General features: G+C 38.8%; 25 protein-coding genes and 1 pseudogene. All 26 read right to left on the bottom strand.

Going from position 1 to position 21,242, the window contains the following annotated elements; genetic code table 11:
* Positions 1–27 precede the first annotated feature (27 nt).
* Positions 28–168: a hypothetical protein gene (locus SST111_RS07920; protein WP_032499446.1), complete on the bottom strand. Its 141-nt coding sequence runs from the start codon at positions 166–168 to the stop codon at positions 28–30.
* A 273-nt stretch (positions 169–441) separates the two neighbouring features.
* Positions 442–657: a helix-turn-helix domain-containing protein gene (locus SST111_RS07915; RefSeq protein ID WP_024395821.1), complete on the bottom strand. Its 216-nt coding sequence runs from the start codon at positions 655–657 to the stop codon at positions 442–444.
* A gap of 78 nt (positions 658–735) precedes the next feature.
* Positions 736–1,332, bottom strand: coding sequence for a response regulator transcription factor (locus SST111_RS07910; protein WP_029187296.1), 597 nt, complete (start codon positions 1,330–1,332; stop codon positions 736–738).
* On the bottom strand, positions 1,313–2,887 hold the full coding sequence (locus SST111_RS07905) for a sensor histidine kinase (RefSeq protein WP_024394053.1): 1,575 nt from the start codon (positions 2,885–2,887) through the stop codon (positions 1,313–1,315). Before SST111_RS07905 ends, SST111_RS07910 begins: the two co-directional genes overlap by 20 nt.
* An 86-nt stretch (positions 2,888–2,973) precedes the next feature.
* Positions 2,974–4,995: an FtsX-like permease family protein gene (locus SST111_RS07900; RefSeq protein ID WP_099810548.1), complete on the bottom strand. Its 2,022-nt coding sequence runs from the start codon at positions 4,993–4,995 to the stop codon at positions 2,974–2,976.
* Between the two features lie 11 nt (positions 4,996–5,006).
* Positions 5,007–5,741: an ABC transporter ATP-binding protein gene (locus tag SST111_RS07895; protein WP_024394055.1), complete on the bottom strand. Its 735-nt coding sequence runs from the start codon at positions 5,739–5,741 to the stop codon at positions 5,007–5,009.
* 263 nt (positions 5,742–6,004) lie between these two features.
* Complete coding sequence (slmA, locus tag SST111_RS07890) at positions 6,005–6,181, bottom strand: salivaricin M family lantibiotic (protein WP_099810547.1); 177 nt, start codon at positions 6,179–6,181, stop codon at positions 6,005–6,007.
* Between the two features lie 93 nt (positions 6,182–6,274).
* Positions 6,275–6,568 carry a salivaricin M family lantibiotic gene (gene slmA / locus SST111_RS12635; protein ID WP_373560740.1) on the bottom strand — a complete coding sequence of 98 codons (294 nt, stop codon included), beginning with the start codon at positions 6,566–6,568 and terminating at the stop codon, positions 6,275–6,277.
* 131 nt (positions 6,569–6,699) lie between these two features.
* The gene (locus SST111_RS07880; protein WP_099810546.1) at positions 6,700–8,565 is read right to left on the bottom strand and encodes an SAG1250 family conjugative relaxase; all 1,866 of its coding nucleotides are present in this window, start codon (positions 8,563–8,565) and stop codon (positions 6,700–6,702) included.
* Positions 8,552–8,917, bottom strand: a complete 366-nt coding sequence (locus SST111_RS07875) for a MobC family plasmid mobilization relaxosome protein (protein ID WP_024394063.1) — start codon at positions 8,915–8,917, stop codon at positions 8,552–8,554. The genes SST111_RS07880 and SST111_RS07875 overlap by 14 nt, the downstream gene beginning before the upstream one ends.
* Positions 8,918–8,926: 9 nt before the next feature.
* Positions 8,927–9,286, bottom strand: a complete 360-nt coding sequence (locus SST111_RS07870; protein WP_024394064.1) for an SAG1252 family conjugative relaxosome accessory protein — start codon at positions 9,284–9,286, stop codon at positions 8,927–8,929.
* 341 nt (positions 9,287–9,627) lie between these two features.
* On the bottom strand, positions 9,628–9,870 hold the full coding sequence (locus SST111_RS07860; RefSeq protein ID WP_002936408.1) for a hypothetical protein: 243 nt from the start codon (positions 9,868–9,870) through the stop codon (positions 9,628–9,630).
* Between the two features lie 53 nt (positions 9,871–9,923).
* Entirely contained in the window at positions 9,924–10,991 is a 1,068-nt protein-coding gene (locus SST111_RS07855; protein ID WP_017768987.1) for an Abi family protein, read from the bottom strand.
* Between the two features lie 177 nt (positions 10,992–11,168).
* A complete protein-coding gene (locus SST111_RS07850) occupies positions 11,169–11,465 on the bottom strand; it encodes a hypothetical protein (protein WP_180274042.1) in 297 nt (98 codons plus the stop codon).
* Between the two features lie 49 nt (positions 11,466–11,514).
* On the bottom strand, positions 11,515–11,904 hold the full coding sequence (locus SST111_RS07845) for a DUF5945 family protein (RefSeq protein ID WP_024408868.1): 390 nt from the start codon (positions 11,902–11,904) through the stop codon (positions 11,515–11,517).
* A complete protein-coding gene (locus tag SST111_RS07840; RefSeq protein ID WP_012775533.1) occupies positions 11,901–12,128 on the bottom strand; it encodes a DUF5965 family protein in 228 nt (75 codons plus the stop codon). The genes SST111_RS07845 and SST111_RS07840 overlap by 4 nt, the downstream gene beginning before the upstream one ends.
* Positions 12,129–12,181: 53 nt before the next feature.
* Positions 12,182–13,258 carry a toprim domain-containing protein gene (locus SST111_RS07835; RefSeq protein ID WP_099810543.1) on the bottom strand — a complete coding sequence of 359 codons (1,077 nt, stop codon included), beginning with the start codon at positions 13,256–13,258 and terminating at the stop codon, positions 12,182–12,184.
* 62 nt (positions 13,259–13,320) lie between these two features.
* Positions 13,321–15,177 (bottom strand): recombinase family protein, encoded by a 1,857-nt coding sequence (locus SST111_RS07830; protein WP_001820670.1) that lies wholly within the window; start codon positions 15,175–15,177, stop codon positions 13,321–13,323.
* Positions 15,178–15,231: 54 nt separating this feature from the next.
* Positions 15,232–15,495, bottom strand: coding sequence for a hypothetical protein (locus SST111_RS07825; RefSeq protein ID WP_000253176.1), 264 nt, complete (start codon positions 15,493–15,495; stop codon positions 15,232–15,234).
* On the bottom strand, positions 15,495–15,725 hold the full coding sequence (locus tag SST111_RS07820) for a YdbC family protein (RefSeq protein WP_001206986.1): 231 nt from the start codon (positions 15,723–15,725) through the stop codon (positions 15,495–15,497). The genes SST111_RS07825 and SST111_RS07820 overlap by 1 nt, the downstream gene beginning before the upstream one ends.
* A 45-nt stretch (positions 15,726–15,770) precedes the next feature.
* Complete coding sequence (locus tag SST111_RS07815; protein ID WP_000743700.1) at positions 15,771–16,625, bottom strand: ParB/RepB/Spo0J family partition protein; 855 nt, start codon at positions 16,623–16,625, stop codon at positions 15,771–15,773.
* A gap of 8 nt (positions 16,626–16,633) precedes the next feature.
* Entirely contained in the window at positions 16,634–17,599 is a 966-nt protein-coding gene (gene mobV, locus SST111_RS07810) for a MobV family relaxase (protein WP_001820668.1), read from the bottom strand.
* A 524-nt stretch (positions 17,600–18,123) separates the two neighbouring features.
* Positions 18,124–19,149: an AAA family ATPase gene (locus SST111_RS07805; protein ID WP_001170964.1), complete on the bottom strand. Its 1,026-nt coding sequence runs from the start codon at positions 19,147–19,149 to the stop codon at positions 18,124–18,126.
* A 154-nt stretch (positions 19,150–19,303) separates the two neighbouring features.
* A pseudogene (locus SST111_RS12585) lies at positions 19,304–19,778 on the bottom strand (RNA polymerase sigma factor).
* A gap of 83 nt (positions 19,779–19,861) precedes the next feature.
* Entirely contained in the window at positions 19,862–20,287 is a 426-nt protein-coding gene (locus SST111_RS07795) for a sigma-70 family RNA polymerase sigma factor (RefSeq protein WP_043035759.1), read from the bottom strand.
* 94 nt (positions 20,288–20,381) lie between these two features.
* Positions 20,382–21,035, bottom strand: coding sequence for a sigma-70 family RNA polymerase sigma factor (locus tag SST111_RS07790; RefSeq protein WP_004852858.1), 654 nt, complete (start codon positions 21,033–21,035; stop codon positions 20,382–20,384).
* Positions 21,036–21,242: the final 207 nt, after the last annotated feature.

The raw sequence follows: 21,242 nt of genomic DNA, 5'->3' as shown, positions 1-21,242 counted from the left end.
ATTTCTAAAAACATGTCCGCTAAAACCTCAAATTTTTTCAAGCTTTCGACCTAATAAATCATCTAAAATATCCGTCAGACTAAGTGACTTATTCGTCACTTGCACCGTCACCTTATAACCCTCAATCACAACCTGCGGTAATTCCGCACCTGTTTGTATTTTTTCCATAAACGTTTTTCCTTTACTTCAAAATATTGACCTCAGTGGGAAGAACTGGTTAAGTCCTACATGGGGATTGCACCCGCTGTCCTTTCTCGATGGCAGCCTGAACGTTCAGAAGTATCATTATCCTCATTTGTCTCATGGCAGATAGGTAACCAACCTATTTTATAGCCGATAATTCTCGCTCATCTCACGGCGTACCAGGCTAAATTGCTCCACAAATGATTAAAGTCCCACCTTGGTTTATTCAGTTGTCAATGAACAAACAAGGAGAGACTTCTATTTTTGTATTCTTTTACGAAAATCTGTTAGATGTAACAAATAATCCGTGCTCACACTATAAAGATTTGAAAGCTTAATCAAAATATCTACTGGCAATTCTCTGGTGCCACTTTCTATTCTAGAATAAAAGGATTGACTACAACTCAAATAATTTGAAATAAACTCTTGACTATAGTCAGAATCCTCCCTCAAATCTCTTAGTCGCCTATACATTCGTTCACTCCTAATGAAATTATAATTAAGATTTGAACGAATCTTAAATTTTATGCCAAATTGGCATAACAGATAATCCTACTCTGGAGAGAAATATCCTAAAAGTTCTGCTTTATGGATTGCCTCCTGCCTATTATTAACACCTAGCTTTGAAAATACATTTGCCAAATGATTCGAAACAGTCCGTTTGCTTAAAAATAAGGTTTCACAAATCTCATCAATTGTTAAACCATTTCTGACCGATTCTAACACTTCTATCTCTCGTTCAGACAAGATATCCACGATTTCTTCTACCGAAAAATACTTTTTTCCACTATATATACCTTTTAATTGAGTAAGAAGCTTATCTGGATCGATACTTTTATCAATAAAAGCATAAGCTCCCATCTTCTGAGCTCGATATTCATAAATTTTTTTGCTATATCCTGTTAAAATAACGATTTTAATACCTCGTTCTTTTTTTATCATTTCTTCTGCCAAGGCTAATCCATCTGTTTCATAAATACTAGTCAAATTAATATCTATCAAAATGATATCGTATCGACTATAATCAATATCATCTACTGATTGAAAATTTTCAATTAAATCAACATAATCAATTGTTTCTGATAGCTCTAAAATCATTTTTATGCTCTGACTAAACAACTTGTGATCATCAATTAATAAAATTTTCATAGCATAACTCCTTATCTATTGGTAATTGGATTTCTACTTGAAACATAGCATCCATTGTCTGAATTTCTATTGTTCCACCTAAAACACTGACACGATTTTCTAAATTCTTTAACCCATAACCAAGATGGTTACTAGAAATATCATAATCATTTTTACAAGATAAATAAATAATATCGTCAGATACAGAGAGAGATAACGAAATAATATGGCCTGACGAATATTTAACAGCATTGGTCACTAACTCTTCAATAAAGCGATAAAGAATCTTATCATACGGTTCCATTAGAAAAAAATCAGACTGAAAATCTGTTTCAACTTTTTTCATAGTCTCATATCTCCTCAATATTCTATCAATTAATGATGTATATTTTTTAGTTAACTCCTCATTGCCACTACTCATTGGTTGATAATAATCCATTCTCTCTCGGATACGTTGAACTAGTTCATCTGAGACATATCCAATCTGAGTTCTAAACTTCTCATCTTCTCCATATTTATTAAAATTTTTAATAGCCATCACGCTTTGTAATACTTCGTTATGAAGAAATTCTGCGAATTGTTGCTCTATATCTTCATTAGCTAACAAATTCTTCACCATCTTATTTCTTTTCAAAAATAAAACTTCTAAATAATCTTTTGCACCCGTTAGCCGCTTACCTCTAAATAATCTAATAAATTCTTCCGTTAGAAATCCAACTATCAGCACAAGTAAATTAAAACAAATAAAACTTTGTTTTAAGTCTAGCCTTACAATAATAAATGTAGTAACCAAAAGGATACTTACCCCCAGTAGTACTTTTAAACTTGCCTCAATATATAATAGTTTCAACTCATCTATCTTTTTTTGAAAACTCATATAAATTGTTTTCAAGTGGAACGCAACAAGTACCAAAAGAATTTCTACATACCATAAAAAGTTTAAAATACCAATATCAGTCGTATTAATATATAAAATAATATAAGTAACTGGTAGGAAAAATGAAAGGAAGGTTAAATTTTTCCTCTGGTAATTTAAAAAAGATTTCAACTCTTTTTTATACATCATTAACAGAATAATAGGTAAGTAAGAAATGAAAAATGATGTAAATATAGATAAAAATAAAAAGAGGGGCTTGCTAAAAAAATAAGATATCTCTGTAATAATTATAACAATAAAAGTTACAAAAAATAGTTCCTCACCTATTTTTTTACCTAACAAAATAATAGATACTGAACTATAAACTAATAGAAAAGAATTAATGGGATGAAGTAAATCTAAAAAATGGAATAATGTGTGTTCAACATTCAAATTCAGAGCCAATTGCCAACTAATTAAAAATAGCGATAGTAATAGCCACAACTTCAATTCACTATATTTAAACTTTAAGAAATTACAAATGTAAGTAGAAATAATCAACAAAATAATAAAAACAACTGCAAATTTTTGAGTAAAAGTTGATGAAAAGTCAAATGGAATTTGAAGGTATATATAAATCATTAATATAAAATGATTTATTAAAGTGATCCACCATAACAATAGTGAGTTATCAGAAATATTCTTTAACCACGTCTTCATATTTAAAATTTCCTACTATGATTTTTTATTATCATTATATCACAAAACCAGAATAAGGATAGCTAATATCCTATTCTGGTTTTCACTCATCGGGTCTGATTACTAGCCTTTAAACAAACTTTATAGGTAAAATAGATATAAACTGCAAATAAGCCAATCATAAACAATAAATATTTTGCATCAATGACAACTGTCGTATTCGCGAAATTTTCAAAGTAGCCTAATAAGCTGTTACTAAGTGAATAACTCAATGGAACAGCTATTAGCAACGGGATTAGAAAATAGGCAAGAATCTGTTGAAAAATAATTTTTTTATTTTGCTTTCTTTGATTTCCTAGTAAATAAAGTATATTGTAATCATTAACGCTTTCTAATGCATTTGTAGAAGCCTGCAACGACAGAATACTCAATGTGATGACTGTAAAAATAACTCCCACAAAAATTAGAACTAACACAATGACTCCCATAAATCCTAGATATAGTTCTGCTGATCGAACTTTTGTTTGATATACAAAATCAGATTGATTTCCTTCTTGATCCGTAAAATAATAATTTTCAATCCAGTTCTCTAAAAATGATTCAACATTTCGTTTATCAATCCCTTTTTTATATAAGGCTACATAATGTAAACTGTTAACAGTCAATTTTTTCGCTACTTTATCAGGAACGATCAATGTCCCTCGATCATTATTTTCTACTGTAGTAACAAAATAAACATTTTCCAAAGCACTTTTAGAACTTGACCTTAACTTTACACCGGAAACAGTCAATTCGTTATTTTTAGAGAGAAATTCCCTAATCTGCTTCCTAGTGCCTTTATAGTTTGCATTTATTAAAAATTCATTGTCTGACAAACTGACTTCTTTTTTCCCTTGAAGTCTTAATAAAGAATTGTAATCAGTAAGCGAAACAATATTAACGAACGAATCTCCTAATTCTTTATCTAAATCCCATAAATTGCTTGTATCAATAATATCTTTATAAGTCAATTCACTTATATAAATTGGATACTCAAACTCTTTATCAATAATCGAAAAGTCAAAACCATCTTCTTTTAACTTACTCTTTACATCTATATTGTTATAATGGTATTTTTCTCCCTTAAACATCTGCACATCAATATCATAAGGAATAAATTTATTTAAATCATTACTCAATGAACTGTAGGCGCTACCACTAAAAATCAATAAGCTAGTTGCTAATGTCAAGGAAAGCGATAATACCGATATAGTCACCGAATTACGATCTGCCTGTTTAGATAGTTGTCTGAGTTTAAATGAATTATATTTCTTGAAATACCAATTTGGCAATGAATAAGTTAAGCGGATCAAAGAATGGCTTAATGTACTGTAAAAAATAAATATAACTAATACAAACAGTGTTATAAGTAACATTCCCCAATTTCTAAGAATTGAAATATGAGTATAGTCTGATAGATAGACACATCCAAAGCAAATAACTAGTGCCGATAAGATAAATAATAGCACTTGCCACTTTGTTTCTCCTTTCGAAAAAATAGAACTTTTAACACCATTTTCTTGAATAAGAGAAATAATAGCTTGCTTTCTAAAGGTAAATATGTCCATCACACCAATAATTATACTTGTTGCTAAATATGATATTCCTAGTAAATTCACTGATTTCATGTCTAGGAAAAACATATTACCAAAATAATTCCCCATAAAAAAATTAGAGGCAATATGTGCTAGAACAATCAGTACTCCTAACCCTAAAATAAATCCTGCAAGCAAAGCAAACAGATTAACAACCATTGTCTCACAGAAAAGCGTTCCTACAATATGACGTTTTTTCATCCCCAATGTTGCGTATAGACCTAGCTCTTGTTTTCTTCGGCCTAATACGAAACCAGTGGAGTAAACAACTAAAAAAGCAATTGTACTCAATACAACGTAAGATAATAGCCCCATATATTGTGTCATAATGGTTGTCATCATCTCCTTAGCACCTGATAAACTTTGCATGACAGGATGACTTGGCAAAGCATTAAATGCATAGAGTAGACTATAAATTAACGTCAAACTAAGAAAGTAAACTGTGTATGTCTGTAAATTTCTTTGAACATTTCTAAGAATTAATTTTAGATACATCTTACTTCTCCTTATCGTGTATGTTTATAAATTTCTTGTAAATATTCTTCATTTGATAAAGAGTGGCGGTACATATCTGCTGTAACTTGCCCATCCTTTAATAGAATAATCCGTGATGAATACTTAGCTGCTGCTGGATCATGTGTCACCATTAAAATGGTAATGCCAAAATCTTGATTAATATCTTGCAGAAGAGCCATTAAATTTTCTGAGTTAGCCGAATCTAAAGCACCTGTTGGTTCATCTGCAATAAGCAGTTTAGATTCGTCAATTAGAGCACGTGCAGTTGCAACACGCTGTCTTTGTCCTCCTGATAATTGATTGGGAAATTTATTTCGTAATTGACCAATTGATAATTTTTCTAGGATATTTTCTATTTTTAAATGACAATCAGAAACTTTTTTTCCTTGAATCTGTAACGGTAAGACAATATTCTCATAAACTGTTAAAGTTTCAACTAAATTATAAGATTGAAAGATATAGGAAATATTTTGTGAGCGATAGTTTGCCAACTGATTATCTGTTGCATTGATTATATCAAATCCCTCAAAGGAAATATCACCTGACGTCGGCTTATCAATTGTTGAAATACAGTTTAACAAAGTTGTTTTTCCACTGCCGCTTGCTCCCATGATAGCAAGAAATTCTCCTGTCTTTACAGAGAGATTAACATCCGATAAAGCATGAACTAGACTATCTCCCTCCCCAAACTCTTTATTTAAATTTTTTACAACTAATTGTGACATAAGTATTCCTCCATTTCTATTTTACAAGACTATTATAATCAATCTGATCTTTAATATCATGAGTAATTCGTGCATAATCTCTCTAAAGACAAATAAAAAAGCCATAAACTAGTATGGCTTTTTAAATATACATCATTTCCGTTCTTTCCGTTTTTTCATAACGTAGACGACACCAATAATGGATACTCCTAAAATAAATACGGGAGCATAAAACTCCAGTGTTCCAATAATTCCTTCCATCTTACCCTCCAATCTTGTTCATTCTATCCACAGCGGACATTTGGTGATATACATTCATAAGAAAAAGTGAAAGCCCACCCACAGCGACCTTGACTAGTCATTCGAACTGCAGTTCTGAATCCAGCTGCGGAATTACCTGATAGTTCTTGATTGTCAATTTCATGACGCAAGCTATCAACTTCTACATAATTTTCTTTCATTTTGTTCCTCCTATAATTTATCATTTAACTCTATCTCTGTCAACTATAACAAGGAAAGTTTACACATCTCAAGAAACATATATACTTCCTAAATTAACAATTAACATTATTACTTGTACATTCATAAGAACATGTGAAACATCGACCGCAGCGACCAGCCAGAGTCATTTTAAATGCTGAATACCAGCCTCCTGCACCAGAAGTTCCTTCCAATTCTTGAGTGCTAATTTCAAAGTCTAAAGTGTCAATTTCTGAATTATATTGCTTATATAGTTGTTCCCATTCATTGAGCCCTTTCCCTGAAACATTCTTTAAAAATGTATCTAACTCCTGAGAATTATTGACATTATTAAATAGTTTTATCCATTTATCTGTAATTGCTGACATAGTAATTCCTCCTTATAATTACTTTAAGATTATCAAATTTTCAAGTAATGATAATGAGTATTCTATGCACTTTTGAGATTGAGAGAAATCTATTTTTAAAAATTTATATTTATTGTCATCAACAAACCTTTTTACTCCATTGAAATATTATCTCGTTGTTTGAGTTTAAGAGTTCCTCCTATATTTAACACTTTTACAAATGTTTCTAACTTTCTGGCTAATCCCTCATATTCATCAATTTCTTTACCAAATTCCTGTTGCATTATCAGTATGTCTTTATTAAGCTGATCTAGAGTTATCGATTCTGTCATGTTCATTTTAGAGAAGTCGTACTTAGCTAATTTCTTACTTTCGTGATCCTCACTCTTCAGATTAATAAATACTTCTGCCATCTTGTTCAAGGTGGCGATTTTTTCTTGTGTTTCTTCCAGCTTCATATCAAGCTCTGCAATTTCTAATACAAACTCATCTTTGATTTCTTGGTATTGTTTGTTTGCGTTAGACAGTCCAATCATAAGATTAATTTCAGAAATCTTCTCTTGAAGACTTTTTAAAGTTGGTCGTCTATAAGGGAGTTTTTGGCTATCGTTTGTCAATTGCCTGATTAAAGTTCTCCCTTTGATAAAACAATTTTTATCCGAGTTTACTTTGTTATAGACAAAGTAAGAGGACGTTTCTCGAATGTAAACTTTATATTTTTTCTGATTTTCTCCTTCTAGGATATCCAACTGATAGTTGGGAATAAAGATGAGCCCACTTTGTTTGATACCAAATGAAACCTTGATATAGATACCATCATCAACTAATTTCTCAATCTGATTATCCGTAAGTTCAACTTCAAACTCATGAACGGCATCTCGTTTTTCCTTGTATTTCTTGAAGGCTTCCTCGATTTCTTCTGCGGAGACTTTCTCCTTATGCTGCTTCTCTCGAAAAGTCTGATAATCTTCCTGAATATTTTCTAATGCTTGAATATCTCTTGCCTCTTTGTCTTCAAAGTAATGGTTAAAAAATGGAATGTCGTACAATTTCTTATCACTAACTTTTTTATGGCTTAGAGTAATCTTTTGACCATCTTCTTCTAGGGTAAAAATCACATTTTTTTGTTTTAACTCTATGGTTAGATTCAACTCTTTTGCTCTTACATGCAATTCTTCTAGTGAATGAACAGACTCTAATAAAAATTCTAAACGACTTTCAATCTCTTGTTTGGCAAAATGTGTTCTTAAAAATTCTTCATCATATAAGTCCCGTTTACTAAGTTGGCGACCTCGAATTGGTTTTGTCATTGTTCTATCAGTCATCAAAAAACGACTATGCTTCTGACTAAAATCAATCTGGACATGCAGCTGCTTTGCTTTCTCTAAAAAATCATCAAACGCTTTAGATTGCTGCATCAAAAAATAGAGACGTTGTTTCAATTCAAACTTATGACTAAATTCCCTATATTTTTTATAATCTCGGTAGGAATAACGCTTCTCAATAATTTTTGCACCAGCCATTTTAGAAATACGATCAGAAATCATCCGTAAGTTCCGCTCCTGGGCATAATCCCATTTGAGTTTCTTATCTGAATTGAGATCAACAGAATTGATAAGTATATGATTATGGGTATGTAACTTGTCTGTATGAGTAGCTACGATGAAGCGATAATTTCCACCAGTCAATTCTTTCACTGTTTCATAGCCAATACGATTAATTTCTTCAGGAGTGAGGCTGTCCTCAGGAGAAAAAGATTGAATCACATGATGGGCATGAATTTTTTGTTGTTTTCTTTCCAAACGGTCATTTCTCGAATCATACAATTCATCATTATTGATGAAATTGATATTGTACATCTTGACCATCTCTTCATAAGTTGGAAAGTCCAAGTAATTACTCATTCCAAAATCAGAAACGAATTCAAGATTATTGGTCTTCTCAGGATTGAGAATATATTTGATTAAGCGTCTACGATATTTTTTCCCATGAGTCGCAAAGTGTTTAGTGACTACCATGAAACTCCTTTAGCGCTTTAACATTCATATGAAACTCTTTCTCAACTTCAGAAATCATCTCGTCAATCCCTTGACTCAAACTTTTTAGTTGTTCCTGAGAAATGAGATGACTTTGGTTAATCGCACGTGTAATCTGATTGATGTTATTTCCAATCCTTCTCAATTCAAAAACGAGTTCCTTATAATTTGAAGTGTCAATTGTTAAAAATGTCATGTTTGGATTAAGCAATACTTTTCTAGCATATTCGGAAAAATTTTTACTCCTACTTTCTGCAATACGATTATTCAGTTGTTTTAATTCACTATCTGTTAAAAAGACTTTTTTCAAGTTGGTTCTGTAACGATATTCCATACTAACCTCTTATCTCATATACTTATCACGAAATGATTGACTTAGAGAATGTGATTGGCTTACTTCCACAATCAACTCCTGAACACAGGTCAATAAGATTGAAACATGCTCTTGAGTCACTTGATGATTTTGCTTAGCGATGACTAGTACCTCATATAAATCACGGCTAACCTGTTCTAACTTTTGTGATTGCCATAGGGAAAACCACATCTCAATACTTTTGTCATCGTCATCAGTTTTAAAGAGGTTATGCCGAAGAAATTCTGAAAAACTCTCTATCTGCTGATCTTTCATCATCTCTTTTATCTGTTTTTCTTCTTGTCTCGTCATTCTAAACTGCTTTCTAACGAGCCTAATATCTTGTTTCATTCTATCCATCCTTTCAAATCAGGCATTGTCTGACAATGTGAGGCAGCCTGACATTGTCAGACACCCCTCGAAAGACCTAACTCGTTCCTTGTTCGGTCTTTGCGAGCTCAGTTATTGTGTCCACAATAACCTAAAATCTAATCGCCAGCTGAACCCAAACCTTACAGGTTGGTCAGCCGACGATAAGAAAACATGGTGGCTTCGCCCCCAAACCCCCAAGAAAAAGTCAAGGGTTGATTTTCTAAAACTAGATAGAGTGTAACAAGAGAGAGCTGAAAAAATTATCACAGGAAAAGAAAAAGAGCCATTTGGCTCTCGAAAAATTTCTGAAATGAAATAGCTTAACCTAAAACTTCAAAATCATCACTACCATCGGCTTCACCTGTTAGACACGTGAAGCACATGTAGCTCCCTACCAGTGCACTCCCTGCTACCCAAATAGGAGATCCACAATTCATACACCTTGCCCCTCCTTCTTTTTCTTCAAGTACTGCACGCAAGGTTTCTTCAAGCTCTTTGGGATTGATGTCTGGATTATTATTGATAGTCAATTCGACAAATTCTTTGATTGAAATAAGATTCAATACTTTACCTCCGTTCTAATCTATTTTTTAGTCCGTGTCCATCTAAGCACTTATCATATCTTTATTGCCAATAAATCCATCCAATTTTTTGGAAAACCATAGTGTCTCAAATCCACTTGTTCTTGATTACTTTCTTCCAGAAGCTTTTGTAATTTTTTATTCCAAAAATTCTTAGTTTCTATGGACATTGACAAGATAAGATGTCTCATTGCTATAAAATAGATAAATAGTGTCTTGCTATCATTCTCTGAGTCTGTCACTAGCAACTCTCTGTCAGAATGATGAAAAGCTGGCAGTGTATGGTGTAAGCGACCATATAATCTGCCATTGTGTGAGCAAATATTCCTAAGATAACGAAGAGCGTTACACCAAGACAATAAGATTTTAGCTGGAATGTTATCATCCTTGTCCAAGGGAAGACTAATATAGGCAGCAACCTTATTTCGATATTCTGGTTGTAGGGCAACGAGGAAGGACGCTATATTTCCAAATGTCATTAAACGAAAAACGGTCCAAGGTAACACGACCCCATATTGGTTAATCTGATTCTTGATTGTGGCATCATCTTGTTTTTCCAAAATCAATCGTGACAAATGATATTTTGTTTTCAAAACAATATCCAGCCTCTTAGGATTTTCTTTTCGGTATTTAGATTGTTCTGAATAATAGAGAGTATCATCTTCAAAAATATAAGAAGTTTTATTGTATCCAATCGTCAGAGCATCAGCTGTACTCTTCTTCAAAAAAACTTCGATACGCTCCAATATCTCTTGAAGAAAATTTCTAAAGTAGCTATCAAATAAGTAAACTCTTTTTGCTTCTATGTATTTTCTGTCCACCAACTTCCCATATTGAGAGAATGATTGGAAGTCTATATCTCTTAAAAAGTCAATACAATCCTGTTTATAAAAATCATCATTCCCATTGTATTTGAAAGACCAGTTAGAGTTTTCTTTCATATGGACATATAACTGTTCTTCAGTTAAAGCCGGCTCAAGAGAACATTTTAATTGAGTTGGTGCTAATACTGGTCTATAAACCAACCTAGTTTTATCAGTAATATCTAAATCTAACGGCAAATAGTCCTTAAAATTTATTAATTCAAATACATTATTAGGCATAAAATATCTCTCCGCAATATGAAAAAAGGCCACCTAGTTATACATTGCTGTACCTTCGATGACTTCTAATCTAACTAAATTATACCACAACACCTCCTACTAAGCAAGAAATATTTTTACTTCGTTTGATTCAACGATGACACATATTTCAAAAAACAGGCCAAAATAATTGGTCTGTTATTTGTTATTATTGCTCTCTCGCCTACCTTGTCTAAATCTCTCAATGTTTTTTTCCAATTGTTCCGTGTCAAGTTTATTTTTCGCTTCTTGGATCGACTTATCAAGACTTTGTTCCTCATCGTTTATAACGCTTTGAGATAATTCAACGTTCCTATCAGGCTTAAAATTTGTATCAAAAACCACATCTAGGAGTTGTTCTACTTTGGTTAATTCAGTATCTGACATCTCAGATAGTCGATGAATCAGTCGTTTAAATTGATCCTGGTTCTGTTTTTTCTTTTGAAAAAATTTCATTATCTTCTCCTTCAATTGTAAAAAGGTAGCCCGCATAGGACTACCTGACTTATAAATCATCAATGGCTACTGAAATAGCCTGCAACTTTTTATTTTGGATTTTCTTTTCATCAATCAATTGATGAAGTTCTTCAATTTGCTTTTGACAGGCTGAAATATCCTTGTTATTTTGTGCAATGGTATCAGCCAAGTGTTGTTTATAGTCACTTGTGATATTTACCTTCTTCGGCTGACTTTGTTTAACGGTTGATGCGAGCGTTTGGTCATCTTTATATTTTGACTCCTTTTGTTGTTGTTCAAAAGCAGCCACATAGTCTACTTCTTCAATTGGTTTTTCATCCTGTTTATGGAAGAGTGCTGCGATTTTAGCTCGTTCTTCATGGGACGATGTTGGTTTCACATCGTCTAGTGGCTGATCAAAATTCCATGTTTTACTCATTCTGTATCCTCATTTCTGTAATTTGAGTGTAGTGTGGTTTCTTTACCAAAGGCTTGCTCTAGTGCTTCATGAAATGACAACTGACTAGATTGTTGCCGTTTGATAAAGGTACTGTACATAGCTGTTTGTAGTTGGTCTCGATAGTGTTCCAATTTCTCAGTCTCACGTGAGACTTTTTCTTCTTGTCTAGCTACTTTTTCAGCCAGACGTTCAATCACACTCATAGGGTGTCCTCCTTGTCACTTTCTAGATTATGATAGTGGACTTGATTTTGTTATCACAATTCCATAGCACGCTCTCGTTTAGGTGGAGGATGATTCTTATTAACTTGTGCTTGGGCTGTTTGGATACAATCACTTAAGGATAGTTCACTCTGCTGTTTCACAATATCATTCCAATCTGACTTTGTTTCAAGTCCTTGCAATGGTGGTAAATCTTGAGAAAGCGGAAGTCCTTTATCTGACAGTTTCTGACAAAATTCTCTTCCTGCCTCATCGTTATCAACAGCCAATGTTAATGCATTTGAATGAGTTTGGTAGAAGGTTGTCGTCTCTTGTATTGCCTGAAGATAATGACTAAGTCTGCTTGGATTTACTGTATCTAGAAATGCCAATTTCCCCTGTTCCTCTGCTGCTAGACGCAAGGTCTGATAAGCAATCACAGAAAGTTTTAAACCTTCCATTGAAATCAGGCGAACATCGGATAATTGCTTTTGGTAAAGCTGATAATAACTCATCATATCGATAACTGATTCACAAAAAATGAGTCGCTTAGGATTCCCAATATCGAAACTAATACCGACATAGCCATGAGATCCTTTCATGATTTTTTTGAGATAACCTCGATCGTGTTTTTCTTCATTTTTGACGAGACCTTGAAGGCTTGCGGCCTGTAAGACACCATTATGGTCATAGCTTTTAAACACTAAAACTGACTCCGCTTGATAAGTAGCTTGAGCAAGCAATCCTTGTCTACCAAAGGTATTGATAGTCTGATCACTTAGGCCACGGATGTCTTTTAAGTAAATACGTGCTTGCTGAAAGGGTTCTTCATGCAAATAATATTGAAACGGTTGATAAGTTTCTTCTATCAACTTAGCTTGTTCAAAATCCCCAGTTTCAAGATAGGATACAGCCTCTTTGAAAGTAACGCCTGCCACTAATTGAACAAAGTCTATCACATCCCCTTGTATATCTCTTGAAAACCATTTGAAAGTATTGGTATCCGCAAAAATCCGAAAGGAATCATGGTCTGGGTGTTCATAAATGTGTCCTGATAAACGTCTGAAGGAATAACCCAGACTTTCAGCCACATTTAAAATGGCCTTTTGTTTTACTGCTTTAATTCGTGTCATCTTGTCTCCCTATAAAAAAAGCAGAAGAATGTCTCCTGCTAGTTGTTCTCACTTGTTGTAGTTCAGTCGGTCATTTTTTGCGGACAGTTCATACATGCTATCCTTTTCTGTTCTCTGCTCCTGCGTTTGCTCTCGTTTGATTTCTCCCTCCGTATCTTCTTGGCACAAGCAGGACAATACCTTGATGCACCAGAGCCCGGGACATATTCAACGCCGCACACCGTACAATTTTTAGCGGGCATTGCTGCCCACCGTTTTGTAGGTATGATATGTAATTCATCGACAAAGCCGATGAATTTATAGTAAATCTTGATTTCCTGCTTCACTGTTCCGTCTGCCATCTTCTCACGCTCCGAAACAAGTATCTTGTCTATGAGTGCGTTTATAACTGTTGCATCCAGTTCTTTTAAGCCTTGATAATTTCGGATAAGGGCGAGGAAGTCACGGATTCCCCGTGATTTCTCGTAGCTTTCATTAAGAGTTTCCGTCACCTCTTTCAGCCTTGCTTCAATTTCAAGCTGCTCTTTCTGGTATTTCCCCGACATCATCTCAAAATTCCGCTCGGTAATACGCTCCATGACCTTATCCTCGTAGAGAGAGGAAAACAGCCTGTCCAGTTCCGCAAGGCGTTTGTTCAGCTTCTTACGTTCTTTCTCTAATGCTTTCGCCCTGCTCTGGTCTGTTTCCGTGAGCCGCTTTTCTATGGCCCTGACCGCCTTTTCATCATTCACTGCCATATCCGCAAAACAGTTGATGTCGGCAAGAACGGCATTGAATAAATCCCTTGCTTCTATATTGTGGGCACTACACTCGCTTCTTCCGTTTCTTGCATAATTATTACATGAATACTGTACACAGTCGATAATCTCTGGGCGTTTCCTCCTGTGTACGTTCATTGCCCGCAGAGCACATCCGCAGTCCACACACTTGATAACGCCTGCAAAAATATTTACAAATCCTCCCTTGTTCTGTGGAAGCCTACGACTTGTAATAAGCTGTTGGACAATATCAAATTCCTCCTGCGTGACTATTCCCTCATGGGTATTGGGTATCACTTCCCATTCTTCGGGCAGCTTAGAGGGGCGTTTCTTGCTTTTCATATTGGCGGCAATCCGTTTGTAGCCTACAAGATTTCCCGCATATATCGGGCTTCTTAAAATGCTCCTCACGCTGTTCCCACTCCAAATATAGCGTTTGTCCTCGTTCCCCTCAAAATGACGTTCAAAGCCTGTTTCGCCACGCTCCGCCGCATAAGCGGCAGGGCGTAGGATATGCTGTTTATTAAGATGTCTGCAAATTTTGGCAACTCCATTCCCTTTTAATGCAAGGTCGAATATCTCTTTTACAACATGTGCCACTTTATCATCTATCAGCAGATGGTTGTGGTCGGCAGGGTCTTTGATATAGCCATAAGGGGCGGTAGTTCCCATGAATTTCCCCTGTTGAAACCTCGCCCGATATGCCGATTTTATCTTAACAGATATGTCAGCGGCATACATTTCGTTTAAAATGTTGCGGAAAGGCGTGATGTCCATAGCAGATTTATTCAAGGTATCTACGCCGTCATTGACCGCTATATACCTCACGTTATGCTCTGGGAAGAAAACTTCCAGATATAACCCACAATCAAGATAGTTTCTCCCCAGACGGGATAAATCTTTCGTAATCACGCAGTTTATCAGACCGCTTTCAATGTCTTTTATCATATTCTGGAAACTTGGTCTTTGGAAATTTGTACCAGAATAACCATCGTCCACATACGTTTTTGCTATGTGCCATCCCTGCTTTTTCACATAATCCGTGAGGATGGATTTCTGTGTCGCAATGCTCGCACTCTCGTTATCCGTACCATCGTCTTTAGATAAGCGGCAATAAATGCCGACTAAATAGATTTTCTTTTCTTCTTTGATTCCTGCCATACTGTAAAACCTCCGTATCTGTCCTATCTGTTTTCATGTCCCATTGCGTACATTCTAAGCGGACAGCCCCTCATTGTCGAAGGTGTCGCCCTCGGCAATCTTCTTCCGAATATCCTCGGAGATAATCGGGACAAACGCTTCTGTAACGGTCTGTGTGCCGACATATTCACGGCTGATTATCATCTGCACTGGTGCTTTTGGCACGATACGCTTTCTCTTTTTATCTGCTTTCTTATCCTCGCCCATACTTAAATCTTCCTTTCCAGACAGGGCAGGGAAGAGTTTGGAAATGTCCCCGCCCTGCCAATCAGATACCATTAATCCTCGCTGTTTAATTCTTTCTGTAATGCTTTAAGGAGTGCCGCCGCTTCATCAGCGTTCAGCGTGATTCCCTTGCCGCACTTTTCACGGTTCGGGGAAAAGCTGCGGATGTCATACTTCGGCTCTTTCCCATTCCATGAAATGAGATTGATTTCCTTTGTGTAGCCACTGTCGCCCGTAGACAATACTGCGATTTCCTTTACGATTTCATACTGGATTTCTCTCATTCTCCATACCTCAACTCTCTGTATTTACTTCCCGAAAAAAGAAGATTAGCGGCTGTCACGGTTGCGTTTCCTCTGCAACTCACGCTCCAAAAGTTTGATGATGGTTTCCTCCATCTGCTTCGGCGTTGTGTTCTTCGGAAAGTATTTTTTCAGCTTGCTTGTGTTGATTTTCAAGGTTTCTTTCTGGTTGCCCTTTTCCTCCGTCATAATCGCAAATATCGTATCCATGTCAAGCCGCCCGCTCTGGCTTAACTGTTTCATCCGCTGTGCCTGTGAGAGTGAGGGCGTTGCTTCTTCGCTCTCCATCGTGGCAAAGAGGTTTTCCTGCTCGTCTTTCTTCAAGAAGGACAGTTCCACCGCAGGCGTGAGGGCGATTTTCCCCTCGTCCACCATCTGCAAAATCGGCGGTATCAGTTCCGTCAGGCGGATAAAACGCTGCACGGTCATCCTGCCCACGCCGAAGCCCTGTGCCACCTTGTCGTCCGTCCGCAACTTCGTCACAACTTGTGACGAGGTTAAGTCTGTGCGGAAACCCTGCCGCTTCATGGCTTCGGATTTCATCTTGTAAGCAAACGCCCGCTCCGATGGCAGGATATTCTCACGCTGCAAATTGCTGTCTACAAGGGTGATGATGGCTCGGTCACGGTCTAAGGGCAGGACAAACGCAGGCACGGTATTTATCCCTGCAAGTTCAGAAGCACGGACACGCCGCTGTCCTGCAATCACTTCATAACCGTCCCCGTCCTCTTTCGGGCGTGTGATTATCGGCGTGACAATGCCAAATTCCTTGATGCTTTCCGCTAACTCTGACAGTGTTTCATCTTCTGCCACATGAAACGGATTGTCGGGGAACGGGTACAAGTCTTTGGTCTTTAACACCTTAAAATCCTGTTTCTTCATTCACATATCTACCTTTCTTTCGCTCTGCTTCTATGATTTTTCTGCAATTCTTCCAACACTTCGGGCGGTATTTTTGACAGCAGCCGCCCCATCTGCTCGTTGGTTCTCTGCAATTCAAATATCTTCTGATTCGCTTTCTGCACCTTTAGTTCCTGCTCGTACTTTTCATCACGCATACGCCCCGCATAGTCTGATTCCTGCCCAATTCTCTCTTTCAAACTGTCGATATACGCCTGCTGTTTCCCGATTTCCTTAGAGAATTTCTCCACGTCTGGCAGCCATGCAGAGAGTAAATCTAACGCTTTATCCCTTTTCTTCCCTGCGTTAAAGGCGTTGATGTCGGATAGGGCAGACACGATTTCTTCATACTGTTTATCAAGCCTGCCGCCTAATTTATAGAGCCATGTGGGGACGTGTTTCCGCTTGGTTTCCATTGAGGACTGCCCCCGTTCAAGCTGATTCCACCGTGAGGACATCCGCTCATGGTAGGCGGTCTGCCACTCGGATAATGATTTCTGGTTGCCTAAGATAGCTTTCGCTGACAGCTTATTGTCTGGCGTAATCGGCACAAAGCAGAGGTGCATATGGGGCGTTCTCTCGTCCATATGGACGACAGCGGAGAGGATATTCTGCTTTCCAACACGCTCCGAAATGAAGTCAAGAGCCGTCTGGAAATACGCTTTTTGTTCTTCGGGCGGTAACTGGTTCATAAATTCTGGTGAAGCTGTGATGAGCGTTTCCACCATCATCACGCTGTCTTTCCTTGTCCTGCACCCCGCTTCGGCTACCATGCGGTTAATCTCTTTCTTGTAGGTGTACTTTGGTGGTGCTATGAGATGGTAATTGTTTTTAGAGCGTTCCATATCTATATCTGGGTTGCTTTTGTAGGCTTCTTTCTTCCGCTCGTTGTGGCGTTCACAAGCCGCAACGCCGCCCGCTTTTCGTTTCTGGAAACGCAGGATTGCATAAGGCATAGGCGGATTCCTCCTTTCTTTCGGCGGGTGACCGTCCTTTGGGGTGACAGCGGTGACGGTGGTGACAGCAGTTTTGGGATACCCCCTGCCGACTGCCGCAACTGTCACCCTCACCCCCTGCATGACGGTCATGTCGATGATGACGGTGTTTTTGGGATACCCCCCTCGCAAGAGCCGTCACCGTCATGCCGCCATTCTTTTATCCGAAGCCGTAAGGCGTAGGATAGCAGGGCACAGCCCTGCCTTAAGGGAGTCCAGAGGGAACGTCTGGCACACGACTTTGCAGGGCAAAGTGTAGTGTGTTACACCCTGTAAACGCAGTCGGAAAAATCGGAATGATTTTTCTGACCGCAGGGGTGGTTTTACACGACCGAAAAGGGCGAGTAAATCTCACGCCTGCATTTTGCGTTTACGGGGTGTTCTCCCGTAGGGATGACAGCGGCAGGGTATCCTAAAATCACTGTCACCACCGTCACTGCTGTCACCCGCAGGGCAGAGCCGCCTGCTTTACATGGCTTTAAGCGTCAATGACAGTAACAGGGGGGTATCCTAATATCGCTGTCACCACCATCACCGCTGTCACCCGCCCTCCTTGCAAGGGCAATCCGCCTGCCGTCTTTCCTGCGGCTGTACTGGTAGCAGATACGGTTCTCGCTTAAAAATGTGGTGCGGTATTCATTCAGCCATTTCGTAATCACCGTGGGTATGGTTTCCGTTTCCCCCATAGCGGCTAACAGTTCCGTTGCCGTGCCTATCCATTCTTCCTTATCCCTCATAAAATCCACCAACCGAAAAAGGACATCTGGTATCGTTTCTTTCGCAAGCTGCTCCTGCGTTTTCCGCTCCACAAGCTCCCAACGGCAATCACGGAAACGCAGCGTGTATTCCTGATAAGGCGTGTCCCTGCCCGTCACATACAGCTTGGCGGTGTCAGACGCACGTTTCTCCTTTTCCAGAACAAAGGTAGCGTCCGCACTCCCCGTTAATCCTGTCGTCCCAGACACCTTGTTGAACACGTCGCTGTCATTCTGCTTTCGGATGTGGTGTACGACAATGACCGCCAGAGAGTGCCTGTCGGCAAAGTCTTTGATGAGGGAGATGTCCCCATAGTCGCTTGCATAGGCATTGTCTTTTGAAGCTGTACGGACTTTCTGCAAGGTATCAATGACAATGAGCCTGCTGTCTGGGTAATCTTTCAGATAATCTTCAAGCTGCACGATAAGACCGTCTGACAGCTTGCAGCTTGCCACGGCAAAGTGGAGCCGCCCGCTTGCTTCGTCCGTCAAACGAAATAACCTGTCCTGTATGCGGCAGAACGTGTCCTCAAGGCAGAGGTAAAGCACATCGCCCTCCATTGTCGGCATATCCCATAAAGGGATTCCCTGCGACACGCATAAGCATAGCTTCAGCATGAGCCAGCTTTTGCCTATCTTCTGTGAGCCGCAGAACAGCGATAAGCCTGTCGGGATAAGGCTGTCCACCACAAAGGATGGTTTCTCAAGCGGTTCATAAAGGAGCGTTTCGGCGTTGACTGTCTGTAACTTCTGCATGGCTTTCCTCCTTTCGGGCGGTGTCTTTGTTTTCGTTGCACATAGGCGTTGACCTCCTTAAAAATAGATTTACTCCCACGGAAAAAAGTGAGAGTATGTAATGCCGCCAATCCCACACAAATAAAAAACAGATTTCTTTTTCGGGCGGTGTCGGTCACGGTTGGAGATATTTCTTCAATTTCCGCCTTTACTTTCTCCTTTGCAATCGCAACAGATTTCTGTATTGCCGAAGCGGTGCAATGCTCCATAGCGGCGATTTGGTAAAAATTGAACTCATACTCGTAGTAGAGCAGGAAACGCCGCCTTTGTATCTCTGGAAGGCTCCCAACCGCCTTATAGAGCGTTTCATTCCGTTCTTCCTCAACCATGCGTTCATCAAGGCTCTTAGGCACACGCAACGCCCGTCTGTAAAGGGTTTCGTCCCATACCTCGTTAAACTCCCTGTGCCGCTCGTCCCATTAGAAAAGATTCCTGTTCCTGCGCTCCATCTGCCGAAACTCCATAAAGAACTGTTCCGACACTTCCAACTCGTGGGATTTGCCCTGCCCGTCCTTAAAGCTGATAAAATACCTTGTGCCGCTTTCCGTGGATTCCTCCCGAAGCGTGTATGCCTTAACCCTGTATGCCATCCTGTTGTCCTCCTGCAAAAAATGAGTGAGGGGATTTCCATCCCTCACCCAGTAGCCCGCAGGATGGCAGGCTGTTTTAGAAGCTATAAAATTTTCCGCAGCTTCTTCCGCAGATGGTCTAACCTCGCATAGATGGCACCAGTCGTCAAATGCACAAGCGGGGCAATCTCCTTTGTGGAATACCCCTGCATTTTCAGCAGGACGATTTTCAAGGTACGCCCGTCCACCGTGACTAATACTTGATAGAGATTTTCGCTCTCAATCTCGTCCAGTAACTCCGCAACTGTATTCACCTCCGCTTGCCGCTCCCTGTCTGCCATGTCCTCAAGGTATTCCGCAACGTCATTCGTCCATCGGTAAAACCGCCTGTTGGAATTGAAGTCTGCCCTGTCCGCTATGCGTATCTGCTCAATGGTCGCTTCATCAACGCCGCACTCACGCAGCAGCTTTTCCTCCGCTTCTTTCCAGATACGCCATTTCCTGTCCTCCCGTCCGTGGTTGTATGCCATTCTTTCTTCCTCCAATCAGAATTGATTGAGAGGGCAGAGAAAAGCCCCCTCATTTTCCCAAAGGAAAAAACAAGGGGGCTGAACGCCTTAAATTTTAATTTTCTATTATCTTTCTTAGTTTTCTTAGGATTCTGGCTTTGCGTTTGTTCACAACGCTCTGGGTTATGCCTAACCTCGCCCCGACTTCACGCTCGGAAAGTCCGTCAAAAAAGATTGCCTGTATCAACTCCTGCTCACTATCCGACAACAAAGGCAGGGCGGCTTTCAGCCTGTCCACCATAACAGCATTGACAACGGTTTCCGCAATGTCCGCCGCTTCATCAGCGATAAAGTCCAGAGGATTCCCCTCGCTGTCCGTAAATCCGTCCAGAGATAGCAGGCTGTTCCTCGCATCTAATTTTTGCAGGTAACGCCACCGCTCCCTGTCACGGTAGAAGTCCGCATATTGCTCCCTTACGACTTCAAGCAGACAACCTTGGACGGGGATAAACAGCTTGTCCATATATCCCTTGTCGGCTTGCCTGCGGCGGCAGAAATCCGTATAGGACAGTTCCACATAGCCGCCGCTTTCTTTGATATATACTTTTCTTGGTGCGTATTTCACCGCTAATACCTCCAATCTGAATTTTTGAAATGTAAAAATCCAGATGGAGAGGCGGGGAGCGGCAACGCACACCAGAAACAGCCCTGCGGCACTTTCCAACAAAAAACGACAAAAGAAAAACCGCAAAGGCTCTGTGACCTTCACGGTTATGGGAAATACAAATTCTGTTGTATGGAGATTGTACTTCCACTTTCAAGGTGAGAAGTACCGCTGCACTGGCAGAAATTTTTTTAACTGGTTTCCTGCCATTCTCTGATATGCTATGTATTGATAAATTTTACTTCGTATGAGCAGATGAATAACCGCCCGAAAAAAGAACATAAAAAAATCCCTCCAAATTTAAAAACAAAT

This window comes from Streptococcus suis YS161 (genome assembly GCF_002760245.1).
Lineage (GTDB): Bacteria > Bacillota > Bacilli > Lactobacillales > Streptococcaceae > Streptococcus > Streptococcus suis_I.
The sequence above is the reverse complement of the archived record's forward strand: the minus strand, read 5'-3'. Positions and strand labels throughout refer to the sequence as shown.